This is a genomic window from Streptomyces sp. SID14436 (genome assembly GCF_010548465.1).
GTDB lineage: Bacteria > Actinomycetota > Actinomycetes > Streptomycetales > Streptomycetaceae > Streptomyces.
On the sequence record NZ_JAAGMD010000629.1, the window covers coordinates 1 to 12923 of the forward strand.

At 71.7% G+C, this 12923-nt stretch carries 10 protein-coding genes and 1 pseudogene; 8 read left to right on the forward strand and 3 right to left on the reverse strand.

Going from position 1 to position 12923, the window contains the following annotated elements:
* Positions 1–222 (reverse strand): annotated as a pseudogene (locus G3I53_RS22355) (hypothetical protein); the annotation flags it as partial.
* A gap of 132 nt (positions 223–354) precedes the next feature.
* On the opposite strand from G3I53_RS22355, the gene G3I53_RS22360 reads away from it, so the two are divergent.
* Positions 355–1155, forward strand: coding sequence for a rhomboid family intramembrane serine protease (locus tag G3I53_RS22360; protein WP_164334679.1), 801 nt, complete (start codon positions 355–357; stop codon positions 1153–1155).
* 4 nt (positions 1156–1159) lie between these two features.
* On the opposite strand, the gene G3I53_RS22365 is transcribed toward G3I53_RS22360, so the two are convergent.
* Together G3I53_RS22365 and hemE are read right to left on the reverse strand one after the other, a co-directional pair.
* Positions 1160–1621 (reverse strand): nitroreductase family deazaflavin-dependent oxidoreductase, encoded by a 462-nt coding sequence (locus G3I53_RS22365; RefSeq protein ID WP_164334678.1) that lies wholly within the window; start codon positions 1619–1621, stop codon positions 1160–1162.
* Between the two features lie 178 nt (positions 1622–1799).
* Positions 1800–2867 carry a uroporphyrinogen decarboxylase gene (gene hemE, locus G3I53_RS22370; RefSeq protein ID WP_164334677.1) on the reverse strand — a complete coding sequence of 356 codons (1068 nt, stop codon included), beginning with the start codon at positions 2865–2867 and terminating at the stop codon, positions 1800–1802.
* Positions 2868–3089: 222 nt separating this feature from the next.
* On the opposite strand from hemE, the gene G3I53_RS22375 reads away from it, so the two are divergent.
* The 7 genes from G3I53_RS22375 to G3I53_RS22405 all read left to right on the forward strand — a co-directional run bounded on the left by G3I53_RS22375 (position 3090) and on the right by G3I53_RS22405 (position 12759).
* Positions 3090–3722: a DUF3000 domain-containing protein gene (locus G3I53_RS22375; RefSeq protein WP_239064042.1), complete on the forward strand. Its 633-nt coding sequence runs from the start codon at positions 3090–3092 to the stop codon at positions 3720–3722.
* A 292-nt stretch (positions 3723–4014) separates the two neighbouring features.
* Positions 4015–4677 (forward strand): response regulator transcription factor, encoded by a 663-nt coding sequence (locus tag G3I53_RS22380; RefSeq protein WP_004923664.1) that lies wholly within the window; start codon positions 4015–4017, stop codon positions 4675–4677.
* A gap of 158 nt (positions 4678–4835) precedes the next feature.
* The gene (locus G3I53_RS22385; RefSeq protein WP_164345954.1) at positions 4836–6125 is read left to right on the forward strand and encodes a ribonuclease D; all 1290 of its coding nucleotides are present in this window, start codon (positions 4836–4838) and stop codon (positions 6123–6125) included.
* Between the two features lie 174 nt (positions 6126–6299).
* Positions 6300–7517: an acetyl-CoA C-acyltransferase gene (locus G3I53_RS22390; RefSeq protein ID WP_164332387.1), complete on the forward strand. Its 1218-nt coding sequence runs from the start codon at positions 6300–6302 to the stop codon at positions 7515–7517.
* Positions 7514–9643: a 3-hydroxyacyl-CoA dehydrogenase NAD-binding domain-containing protein gene (locus G3I53_RS22395; RefSeq protein WP_164332388.1), complete on the forward strand. Its 2130-nt coding sequence runs from the start codon at positions 7514–7516 to the stop codon at positions 9641–9643. The genes G3I53_RS22390 and G3I53_RS22395 overlap by 4 nt, the downstream gene beginning before the upstream one ends.
* A 191-nt stretch (positions 9644–9834) precedes the next feature.
* On the forward strand, positions 9835–11277 hold the full coding sequence (locus tag G3I53_RS22400) for a cellulose binding domain-containing protein (protein WP_164332389.1): 1443 nt from the start codon (positions 9835–9837) through the stop codon (positions 11275–11277).
* Positions 11278–11334: 57 nt separating this feature from the next.
* Positions 11335–12759: a polysaccharide deacetylase family protein gene (locus G3I53_RS22405; RefSeq protein ID WP_343240668.1), complete on the forward strand. Its 1425-nt coding sequence runs from the start codon at positions 11335–11337 to the stop codon at positions 12757–12759.
* The last annotated feature ends 164 nt before the right edge of the window (positions 12760–12923 follow it).

Consider the following 12923-nt stretch of genomic DNA (forward strand, 5'->3'; position numbering starts at 1 on the left):
CTGCTCCCCGGCCGGCTTGGCGTGCGCGGCGGCGGCCCGCGCGGAGCGCAGGCGGTGGCCGACCGCCTCGTCCAGGGTCACCGGCCGCTGCATCTGGGCGGCCAGCCGCCCCGCCTCCTGGCCGAGCCGCGCGACGTCCTCCCAGGGCAGCCGCACCACGAGCGTGAGCTCCGCCTCGCCGTCGGGCAACGCGTGCATCGCAGCCGTACCACGGTCGTTCATCGTCTGTTCCTCACGTCGGCCCCACGGCCCCTTCCCCGCGCCGCGGGCGGTTGAGGAGGGATACGCACCGCCGGACGGTGGTGTTCAGCGCCGGTCCGGATTCGCCCGTCGCCGTCCGGGCACAGGTGGAATGTGGTCATCCCCGTCCATGACGTGAACCCCGTCCGGCGCACCGCGTGGGTCACCTACGCGCTGATCGCCGCCAATGTCGTCGTCTTCGTGTTCCTCACGCCCGGTGCGCTCGGCGAGGGCGGGCTGGCTCAGTTCTGCCGCCTCCAGGCGTTCCTGGACCAGTGGGCGCTCGTGCCGCGCGAGCTGATCCACCACCGGATGCCGGACCTGGTCCCCACCGGCGACACGGGTGTGGGGCCCGAGGGGCCGGGCTGCGTGATCGGCCCGCCCGGCTACACCAAGTCGCCCGAGCTGAGCGTCCTGACGTCGATGTTCCTGCACGGCGGCTGGCTGCACCTGCTGGGCAACATGCTCTTCCTGTGGATCTTCGGCAACAACGTCGAGGACCGCATGGGACACGTGCGGTACCTGCTGTTCTACGTCGTCTGCGGCTACGCGGCGTCCTACGCCTTCGCTCTCCTCTACGCGGGCTCGGACGACCCCCTGGTGGGTGCCTCCGGGGCGGTGGCGGGAGTGCTCGGCGCCTACCTGGTGCTGTATCCCAGGGCGCGCGTGTGGGTCCTCGTGCCCTTCCTGATCTTCCTGCCGCTGCGACTGCCGGCCTGGATCGTCCTGGGGTCCTGGTTCATCCTTCAGGCCCTCTACTCCGCCGGCCAGGGCGTCTCCGCGACCGTCACCGTCGCCTACGTGGCCCACGTCGCCGGGTTCGTCGTCGGCATGCTCCTGGCCTGGCCGCTGAAACCGGGCACGCCACCGCCCCCGGAACCCCCGGGGATCCTCTTCGGGCGCCGGGCGCGCTGAGGGGTCAGCCCCCGGCGGGCCGCCGGGGCTCCAGCACGACGACGGGGATCCGCCGGCCGGTCTGCTTCCGGTAGCTCAGGTACTGCGGGAAGATCACGGCCATCGCCTCCCACAGGCGGTCCCGTTCCTCCCCCTCGGCCTCCCTGGCGACCGCGTCGAAGGTCTCCGCGGCCACCTGCACCCGCACCCGGGGCTCGGCCAGCGCGTTGAGGTACCAGTGGGGGTGCCGGTCGGATCCGCCGTTGGAGCCGACGACGACGTAGTTGCCCGCGTCCTCCCCGTAGATCAGGCCGGTGCGCCGCAGGACGCCGGACCGGCGTCCCCGGGTGGTGAGGAGCAGCGTCGGCTTGCCGTACCAGATGTGTCCGCGGGCACCGTCGCTCTCCACGTACCGGCGTACGTGGCCGGCCACCCAGCCGGTGGGGCTGTCGAGCACCTCGCCCGGTTCGTCCCTGCGCTCGCTCATGCGTTCACTCCGTCCGTCGGACGGCACCGTACACCCGTGGCCCACCCCGGCCATGACGCCCACCGGTTCCCCCGAGTCACCCTGGACCAGGGGGAGTTGGAGGCACGGACGGCACGCCCCCGCGTCCGTCGCGCACAGGCGCGGGAGCGGGGGCGTGCCGTGTGCCGAACGAAGGAGCCTAGCGGGCCGTCGCCGTGTGGACGTGGTCGACCAGGCGGGTCAGGGCGTCGGGGTCGGTGTTCGGCATGACGCCGTGGCCGAGGTTGAAGATGTGGCCCTCCAGGCCCTCGGCCTGGGCCAGGACCTCGCGGGTCTTCGCCTCGACGGCCTCCCGGCCGGCGAACAGCACGGTCGGGTCGAGGTTGCCCTGGAGCGCCTTGCCGGGGCCGACCCGGCGGGCGGCCTCGTCCATCGGGACGCGCCAGTCGACGCCGACGACGTCCGCGCCGGCCTCGCCCATCAGGCCGAGCAGCTCACCCGTGCCGACGCCGAAGTGAATGCGCGGGATGCCGTGGTGGGCGACCGCGTCGAGGACCTTCGCCGAGGCGGGCAGCACCGAGCGGCGGTAGTCGGCCGGGGCGAGCGCGCCGGCCCAGGAGTCGAACAGCTGGACGGCGGAGGCGCCGGCCGCGATCTGGACCTCCAGGAAGGCGGTCGTGATGGCGGCGAGGCGGTCGAGCAGGTCGGCCCACAGCTCCGGGTCGCCGTACATGATCGCCTTGGCGTTCTCGTACGTGCGGGACGGGCCGCCCTCGATGAGGTAGCTCGCGAGGGTGAACGGCGCTCCGGCGAAGCCGATCAGCGGGGTGCTGCCGAGCTCGCGGGTGAGCTGGCCGATCGCCTCGGTGACGTAGGGCACGTCCTCCGGCGTGAGGTCCCGCAGCCGGTCGAGGTCGGCGCGGGTCCGGACCGGCTGCTCGACGACCGGGCCGATGCCGGGCTTGATGTCGAGGTCGATGCCGATGGCCTTGAGCGGCACGACGATGTCGCTGAAGAAGATCGCCGCGTCGACGTGGTGGCGGCGCACCGGCTGCAGCGTGATCTCGGTGACCAGGTCGGGACGCATGCAGGACTCGAGCATCCCGATGCCCTCGCGCACCTTGCGGTACTCGGGCAGTGAGCGCCCGGCCTGCCGCATGAACCACACCGGGGTGTGCGGCACCGGCTCACGCCGGCACGCCTTGAGGAAGGCACTGTCGTACGTCGAAGTCGGCTGGTCGCCCATCGGGCTCAGGTTGGCACTCACACCGGCAAGTCTCGCATGTCGCGGGGGACCGGCGGCCGCCGGGCGTCCCGGGTGGCGGGGGTCACGCGGGACGCCCGCTCCCCCGGTCGCCGCCCGGCCGCTCACCATGATCCGGACAGCGTCCCGCGGGGCGGGTGTCCCTCCCTGCGCCGGGGCCCGCTTCCCCTTAATCTTCCCCGCATGGCTGCGGCTCAGGGACGACTGTCGGACGGCGCTGGCGGAATGGACGAACCGAAGGGCACCGAGGGCGACCTCGGCCAGGGGGGCGCGCTCCCCCCACCCTTCCGGTCGGCGGTGGAGGCGTTGCGGAACGCGCGGCTGCGGCCGCAGATCGAGATGGACCCCACGCCCCCGCCGAAGCGGCTGGCGCCCTACGCGTACGCGCTGGAGGCGGCGGTCGTCGACGGGGACGAGGACCTGGCCGACGGCCGGCTGGTGCTGCTGTACGACCCGGCGGGGCACGACGCCTGGCGGGGCTCCTTCCGGCTGGTGACGCTGGTGCGCGCCGACCTGGAGCCGGAGATGGCGGCGGACCCGCTGCTGCCCGAGGTGTGCTGGTCCTGGCTGACCGGGGCGCTGTCCGCGCGCGGCCTGTCGTACGGCGAGGCGAGCGGCACCGTCACGCGCGCGAGTTCGCACTACTTCGGCGGGCTGTCCGAGCGCCCGTCGGCCTCGCAGATCGAGATCCGCGCCTCGTGGACGCCCCGGGAGGGGCTGGGCGGGGTGCCGGACACGGCGACCCATCTGGTGTCGTGGTGCGACCTGCTGGCTCAGGTGGCGGGCCTGCCCCCGGCGGCGCCCGGGGACGCGTCCGTGGTGACGCTCCCGCAGCGGCGGGGTCCGCAGTCGCGCTGAGCTTCCGCGCGGGGCTGCCCGGCCCCGCGTCCGGCGGTGGACCCGGCCCGTTCTCCCGCGCGTCACTTTGTCGATACGGCCACTTTCGGAAGCGTTGCGACGCCGTCCGAAACCGTTCGATCTTCGAATGATCGACAGTGTGTCCGAATTGCACGGATTGTTACTCACTGAAAAGTGATCATTTTCTAAAGGAGACCGGGTTCGATGCCGAAGACGACTGTGACCTTGAAAGCACGGTTCGTCCCGGCTTCACCCCCACGAGCCGGCCCCGTCCCGCACCCCAGGAGGCCTGGTGTCCGTTCTCCTCGAGCAGCCCGCAAGCCTGGTCGCCTACCGCCCGAACAAGCCGACCGCCATGGTGGTCGTGGCCGACCCCCGCGTGCGTTCCACCGTCACCCGCCACCTGTGGGCGCTCGGTGTACGCGACGTGATCGAGGCCTCGTCCGTCGCGGAGGCTCGTCCCCGCATCGGCAACCCCCGCGACATCTGCGTCGCCGAAGTCCACCTGCCGGACGGTTCCGGCCTCACCCTCCTGTCCGAGACCCGCGCCGCGGGCTGGCCCAACGGGCTGGCCCTGTCCGCCGCCGACGACATCGGCGCCGTGCGCAACGCGCTGGCCGGCGGAGTGAAGGGCTACGTCGTCACCGGCACCCGCACCAACCTCGGGCTCCCCACCCGGCCCGGTGCCGCCCCCATCGGTGCCGCCGCGGCCCGTCTGCACCGCCGCCCCCCGGGTGCCCCGAGCCACCCGGGCGGCTACCGCGAGCTGTCCGGTCGTGAGGTCGAGGTGCTGCGGCTGGTGGCGGAGGGCCAGTCCAACAAGGCGATCGGCGTCTCGATGGGCCTGTCCGCGCTGACCGTCAAGAGCCACCTCGCCCGCATCGCCCGCAAGCTGGGCACCGGCGACCGCGCGGGCATGGTGGCCGTGGCCCTGCGCACCGGCATCATCCACTGACCCCCCGCCGTCCCGTTCCGCTCCCCCCGGTCCCGTCCCCCGCCGTACCCCGTTCTCCCCGCCCGCCCCCTTCCCCGCCCGACCGGATCACGACCCCCGCGCCCGCCGACGGAACGTTCCGTCGGCGGGCGCCCTCGTGGCACCGATACTCTTGACAGGTGACCGACGCCCACGACACCGCAGCAGACAGCTCACTGCGAACCACCGGAGGCGCTCCTCCGGACGACGGCACTTCTTCTGCTACGGAGGCGCCGACACCCTTGCTCGAACCACGGGAGGGCATCCCGCCCGTGGTCGCGGACCAGGCCGCGCTGGCCGACGTGGTCGCCGCCTTCGCGTCCGGCAGCGGCCCCGTCGCCGTGGACGCCGAGCGCGCCTCCGGCTACCGGTACGGACAGCGCGCCTATCTGGTCCAGCTGCGCCGCGACGGCGCCGGGACCGCGCTGATCGACCCCGTGGCCTGCCCCGACCTCTCCGGCCTGGGCGAAGGACTGACCGGCGTCGAGTGGGTGCTGCACGCCGCCACCCAGGACCTGCCCTGCCTGCGCGAGATAGGGATGCGGCCGACCGGCCTCTTCGACACCGAGCTGGCCGGGCGCCTGGCCGGGTTCCCCCGGGTCGGCCTCGGCGCGATGGTGGAGAACGTGCTCGGCTACGTCCTGGAGAAGGGCCACTCCGCCGTCGACTGGTCCACCCGGCCCCTGCCCGAGCCCTGGCTGCGCTACGCCGCCCTCGACGTGGAGCTGCTGGTCGACCTGCGCGACGCGCTGGAGAAGGAGCTGGACCGCCAGGGCAAGCTGGAGTGGGCCCGGCAGGAGTTCGACGCGATCGCCTCCGCTCCCCCGCCCGAGCCGCGCAAGGACCCCTGGCGGCGCACCTCCGGCATGCACAAGGTGCGCAGACGCCGGCAGATGGCCGTGGTGCGCGAGCTGTGGCTGGCCCGGGACCGGATCGCCCGGCGGCGGGACGTCTCGCCCGGCAAGGTGCTCTCCGACGCGGCCATCGTGGAGGCCGCCCTCGCCCTGCCCGCCGACGCCCAGGCGCTGGGCGCGCTGAACGGCTTCGGGCAGCGCACCAGCAGGCGCCAGCTGGAGCAGTGGCAGGCGGCCGTGGACCGGGCGAGGTCGCTGAGCGAGCACCAGCTGCCGCAGCCGGGCCAGCCGGTGACCGGTCCGCCGCCGCCGCGCGCCTGGGCCGACAAGGACCCGGCCGCCGCGGCCCGCCTGTCCGCGGCGCGGGCGGGCGTGACGGCGCTGGCCGAGCGGCTGACCATGCCGCAGGAGAACCTGATCACGCCGGACACGGTGCGCCGGGTGTGCTGGGAGCCCCCGGCCGACGTGGACGCCGAGTCGGTGGCCGCCGCCCTGGCCGGACACGGCGCCCGTCCGTGGCAGGTGGAGCTGGTGACCCCGGTGCTGGTGGACGCGCTGCGGACGAAGCAGGCGTAGGCACGCAGAACCCCTCCCGGGGCCCCGGCCCGGTGGGCCGGGCGGGTGTGACCTTCGCCGCTTGGAGCAGCGGGACTGGGCAGCTACGTTACCCACAAGTAGCATGGGCCTGAGCGCGCGCTCAGTGCTGGCGTGCCGCAGCAGTGCCATCCCGCACCCTGGAGGAGAGCCATCGTGCCTCGTACCGTCAGGGACGTCGTCTTCGTCGACGGCGTCCGCACCCCGTTCGGCAAGGCGGGCCCGAAGGGCATCTACCACGAAACCCGTGCCGACGACCTCGTCGTGAAGGCGATCCGGGAGCTGCTGCGCCGCAACCCCGGTCTCGACCCGAAGAAGATCGACGAGGTCGCCGTCGCCGCGACCACGCAGATCGGCGACCAGGGCCTGACCATCGGCCGCACGGCCGGGATCCTGGCCGGCCTGCCCACCTCGGTCCCCGGTTACTCCATCGACCGCATGTGCGCCGGCGCCCTGACGGCCGTCACCACGGTGGCCGGTTCGGTCGCCTTCGGCGCGTACGACGTCGCCATCGCGGGCGGTGTCGAGCACATGGGACGCCACCCGATGGGCGAGGGCGTCGACCCCAACCCGCGGTTCGTCTCCGAGAAGCTGGTCGACGAGTCCGCCCTGTTCATGGGCATGACCGCGGAGAACCTGCACGACCGCTACCCGAGCATCACCAAGCGGCGCGCCGACGAGTACGCGGTCCGCTCGCAGGAGAAGGCCGCCAAGGCCTACGCCAACGGCAAGATCCAGGCCGACCTGGTGCCGATCTCGGTGCGCCGCACCAACGAGGAGGCCGGTGAGACCGGCTGGGGCCTGGTCACCGCCGACGAGCCGATGCGCCCGGGCACCACGCTGGAGAACCTGGCGGGCCTGAAGACGCCGTTCCGCGTGCACGGCCGGGTCACCGCGGGCAACGCGGCCGGTCTGAACGACGGCGCCACCGCCTCCCTCATCGCCTCCGAGGACTTCGCCCGCGAGCACGACCTGCCGGTGAAGATGCGCCTGGTCTCCTACGCCTTCGCGGGCGTCGAGCCCGAGGTCATGGGCTACGGCCCGATCCCGGCCACGGAGAAGGCCCTCGCCCAGGCCGGGCTGTCGATCTCCGACATCGGCCTGTTCGAGATCAACGAGGCCTTCGCCGTCCAGGTCCTCGCGTTCCTGGAGCACTACGGCATCGCCGACGACGACGCGCGCGTCAACCAGTACGGCGGCGCCATCGCCTTCGGCCACCCGCTGGCCTCCTCCGGTGTCCGGCTGATGACGCAGCTGGCCCGGCAGTTCGAGGAGCAGCCGCAGGTCCGCTACGGCCTCACCACCATGTGCGTCGGCTTCGGCATGGGCGCCACGGTCATCTGGGAGAACCCGCACTTCGAGGGGGACAAGTGAGCACCACCGCTGAGCTTCTGAAGGGTGCGGCCGAGCTGTTCCCCGGCGAGGTCGTCACGCAGGCGCACGTACGCCACTTCGACCTCCCCCTGGGCGCCGGCCGGTTCGCGCTGATCACGCTGGACAACGGTCACGACCACACCAAGCCGACCACGCTCGGCCCGCAGTCGCTGGCGAACATCGACGCCGCGATCGACCAGGTCGAGAAGGAGGCCGCGGACGGCGGCATCGTCGGCGTCGGCGTCACCGGCAAGCCGTTCATCTTCGCGGTCGGCGCCGACCTCAAGGGCGTCGAGCTGCTGAAGCGCCACGAGGACGCGCTCGCCATCGGCAAGGGCGGCCACGACGTCTTCAAGCGGCTGTCGAAGCTGGCCGTGCCGACCTTCGCGTACTACAACGGCGCCGCCATGGGCGGTGGCGTCGAGGTCGGTCTGCACTGCACCTACCGCACGGTGTCCGCGGCGCTGCCCGCGTTCTCCCTGCCCGAGGTCTTCCTCGGTCTGGTGCCGGGCTGGGGCGGCTGCACCCTGCTGCCGAACCTGATCGGCGCCGACAAGGCCGTCTCGGTGATCATCGAGAACAGCCTGAACCAGAACAAGCAGCTCAAGGGCAAGCAGGTCCACGAACTCGGCATCGCCGACGCGATCTTCGAGGGCGCGGACTTCCTGGAGCAGTCGCTGATCTGGACCGCGGCCGTCCTCAAGGGCGAGATCGCGGTGGAGCGCCCGGTGATCGACCGCGGCGAGGGCTGGGACCAGGCCGTCGCCCGGGGCCGCGCGATCGCGGACTCCAAGGTGCACGGCGCCGCCCCGGCCGCCTACCGCGCCCTGGACATCATCGCCGCCGCCAAGGACGGCGACCTGCAGAAGGGCTACGACGCCGAGGACCAGGCGCTCGCCGACCTGATCATGGGCGGCGAACTGCGGTCCGGCATCTACGCGTTCAACCTGGTGCAGAAGCGCGGCAAGCGCCCCGCCGGCGCCCCGGACAAGAGCCTGGCCCGCCCGGTCACCAAGGTCGGTGTCGTCGGCGCCGGTCTGATGGCCTCCCAGCTCGCGCTGCTGTTCCTGCGCCGCCTGGAGGTGCCGGTCGTGCTGACCGACATCGACCAGGAGCGCATCGACAAGGGCGTCGGCTACGTCCACGCCGAGATCGACAAGCTGCTCGGCAAGGGCCGCATCAACCAGGACAAGGCCAACCGCCTCAAGGCGCTGGTCACCGGTGTCCTGGACAAGGCCGAGGGCTTCGCGGACGCCGACTTCGTCATCGAAGCGGTCTTCGAGGAGATGGGCGTCAAGCAGCAGGTGTTCGCCGAGGTCGAGGCGGTCGCCCCGGCGCACGCGATCCTCGCCACCAACACCTCCTCGCTGTCCGTCTCCGAGATGGCGTCGAAGCTGAAGCACCCCGAGCGGGTCGTCGGCTTCCACTTCTTCAACCCGGTCGCGGTGCTGCCGCTGCTGGAGATCGTGCGCGGCGAGCAGACCGACGACGCCTCGCTGGCCACGGCGTTCGGTGTCGCCAAGAAGCTGAAGAAGACCGCGGTGCTCGTCAAGGACGCCCCGGCGTTCGTGGTGAACCGCATCCTGACCCGCTTCATGGGCGAGATCCAGAACGTCATCGACGAGGGCACCCCGGTCGAGGTGGCCGAGAAGGCCGTCGAGCCGCTCGGTCTGCCGATGTCGCCGCTGGTGCTGCTGGAGCTGGTCGGGCCGGCGATCGGTCTGCACGTCTCCGAGACGCTCAACCGGGCCTTCCCGGAGCGCTTCACGGTCTCCCCGAACCTCAAGCGGGTCGTCGAGGCCGGCAAGCGCGGCTTCTACGTCTACGACAGCGGCAAGCCGGAGCTGGACCCGGAGGTCGCCGCGCTGCTGAAGCAGGGCGACACCGTCCTCACCGAGGAGCAGGTGCGGGCGCGGGTGCTGGACGCGGTGGCGCAGGAGATCGGGCTCATGCTCGACGAGGGTGTCGTCGCCGAGGCCCAGGACATCGACCTGTGCCTGATCACGGGCGCCGGCTGGCCGTTCCACCTGGGCGGCATCACGCCGTACCTGGACCGCGAGGGCGTGTCCGAGCGGGTCAACGGCAAGCGGTTCCTCGCCCCGGGCGTCGCGAGCGTCCCGGCGTAGCGACGGGCCTTCGAGCCGTCCCACGCGAAGGGGGCGGGCGCACGGTAACGATCCGTGCGACCCGCCCCCTTTCGTCACACGCGTACCGATAGGATCTCCACACGATCCGACCACTTGTTTGCACTGCTCTCGCCCCCCGGCACTCCGCCGGGCCTGCGGGAGCGTGTTGTTGTTCTGTCTGAGGAGGTGCCGTGGCGACGACCCGCCGCCGCCCACCCCGCCGCCGGGTTTGGCCGAAGATACGGCTGCTGCTGATCGTGGCCGTGCTCGGCGCCGGCGCCACGGCGCTCTATCCCGTCTGGAAGGCCGCGAACCCGGACCCGCCGGACCTGCTCGTGCGCTACCGCACGGACACCCCGGCCACCGCCGCCGTGGCCAAGCCGTCGCTGGAGGTCTTCAACAAGACCGACAAGCCGGTGCCGTTGAGCGACATCACGCTCCGGTACTACTTCACCGCCGACGACTCCGCCTCGTACGCCTTCAACTGCGTGCACACGGTCCACGGCTGCTCCAATCTGGCCGGGCGCGTGGTCGAGATGGACAAGCCCACCGGCACCGCCGACCGCTACCTGGAGCTGCGCTTCACCGAGGCGGCCGGGACGCTGAAGGCGGGGGCCAACAGCAAGGGCATCGACGTCCAGCTGTTCCGCACCGACCACAAGAAGCTGAAGCAGTCCGACGACCGCTCCTTCGACGCGGAGAAGACCAGCTACAAGGAGTCGGAGACGGTCACCGCCTACAACAAGGGCGTGCTCGCCTGGGGCGAGGAACCGGACGGCACCACGCCGCAGGACGCGAAGAAGAAGAAGGCGACGGTGAACGCCGGCCACGAACCGCTGCCGGCCGCGCCGGAGGGCGTGCTGTTCGACACCTTCGACTACCTCGGCGCCAAGGACCCGGCCCTGTTCAAGCACGGCTGGCTGGTCCGCACCAGCAAGGGCGGCCCCGGCATCGAGAGCACCTGGTCCGCCGACGGCGTCACCTTCCCCGGCGACGAGGAGGCCCTGGAGGGCGGTCAGGTCCTCCAGCTGCGGGCCAGCACCGACGGCACCGAGGCGGGCACCAAGCAGGCCAGCCTGGGGACGGCCGCGAGCAAGTTCCGCGAGGGCACCTACGCGGCCCGCATGCGCTTCAGCGACAAGCCGGCCACCGGCGAGGCGGGCGACCACGTCAACCAGACCTTCTACACCATCGGCGGCAAGGGCTCGAAGTACAGCGAACTGGACAACGAGTACATGCCGAACGGCGGCTGGGGCCGTCCGGGCCCCAAGCTGGACACCGTGACCTGGTACGACCACAAGACCAACGACCGGGTCTACGAGACCACCAACAAGAGCCTCGACGAGTGGCACACCGTGATGATCCGGGTGAAGGACGGCGTCGTCGCGTACTGGCTCGACGGCAAGAAGCTCTTCACCAGCAGCGGGAAGTACGCCCCCCGCTCGGACATGTCGGTGAACTTCAACCACTGGTTCATCGACCTGCCGTTCAAGGGCGAACGGGCCTGGGACATGAAGGTCGACTGGCTCTACTACAACGCGAACGAAACCCTGTCCGCCGAGGAGGTCCAGACCCAGGTCGAGGACTTCACCGGCAGGGGGATGAACTACTTCGACACGGTCCGGGGGTCCTGAGTGGGAAAGAGGAGGTCCAGCGGGCACGGCCGCGCTGCCAAGACGGAACGACCGGTGGTGAGCCGTCGTGCCGCGCTGTTCATGGGCGGTGCCGGCGGCGTCGCCATGGCGGGCGGGGGTGCCTGGCTGGGGAACGTGGCCGCGCAGCCGGCCGCCGCACCGGCGGCCGAGGGGGCCATCGGCGGGCTCAGCACGCCTCCCCCGTACGCCCCTTCGGGCCGCGGGCCCAGGCACCGCCGGGCCACCTGGTCCGAGCAGTTCCAGAAGTCGCACGGCTGGAGCGCGGGCGGGGCGGGCACCCAGTCCGCCGAGGTCAACGACTCCTCGCAGTTCGTGCGCGGCACGCAGGCCGTGCGGGTGACCACCAACGGCAGCGGCAAGCAGTCCTACGTCCGCCGGTCGGGCATGGACGCCATGGACCTGAGCGGCAAGATGATCCGGCTGCTGTTCCGCGTCGACGACGTCGGCAACCTCGCCAAGATGGTCTTCTACCTGGGCAGCGGCTCGCTGAAGAACCACTTCGCCTGGACCTTCCACGCCCACTCCAGGACCGCGGCCAACTACGTGCAGTCCGGTGAGTGGGTCACCGTCCACCTGCAGTGGGCCGACGTCACCGCCGCGGCCGGGGAGTACAGCATCTCGGCGTCCGGCAAGCCGTCCACGCGGACCGGTTTCACCGACATGTCCTTCGCCGTGTACGACGACGCGGGCGGCCCGGTGACCTACCGGGTGCAGGCGGTGGAGCTGATACCGGACACCGCCGACACCTTCCCCAAGGGCGTCGTCTCCATCACCTTCGACGACTCCCACAAGTCGATCCACGACCTGGCCCGGCCGATCATGGACTCCTTCGGCTTCCCGGGCACGTCGTACAACATCGCCGACGCCATCGGCACCGGCAGCTTCATGTCGGTCGAGCAGATGCGCTCGATGCAGAACTACTCCGGCTGGGAGATGGGCGGCCACGCCTACGCCAACGCCACGCACTCCGCCAGCTATCCCAAGCTGACGGCGGAGCAGGCCGACGAGGACTTCCGCAAGCTGCGCGAGTGGCTGGTGTCCAACGGCTTCACCAGCGAGCACTTCGCCTATCCGCACGGCGCGTTCCAGAAGACCTCCGACGGCGTCCCGGTGGACCTGATCGCGAGCCGGCACTTCACCACGGCCCGTTCGATCATCTCCGAGACGATCGAGTCCTTCGCCCCGGCCAACCCGCTGCGCCTGAAGTCCCTGACGGGCATCACGGACGGCACGGGCATCGGCGGCACGAACCTGTCCAAGCTGACCGACGCCGGGGGCAAGCTGGACCGGTGCGCGGACAGCGGCGACTGGCTCATCCTGTGCCTGCACAAGATCGTCGAGGGTGCGCCGAAGACCAGCACGGAGATCGGTACGGCCGGGCTCACCACGCTGATGCAGGAGATCGCCGACCGGGACATCCAGGTCGTGACGGTCGAGGAGGCCATGTCCTACTACAAGTAGGCGGCACACGACGGAACGACGGAAGGGGGGCGGCCCCGGGGCCGCCCCCCTTCCGTCGTTCCGTCGCACGGGCCGTGACGCTCCGTCGGCTACCAGCCGCCGCCCTGGCCGCCGCGGCCGTCCTGCGGCCAGTCGGGCCCGGGGTGGGGCCGCCGGCGCCCGTC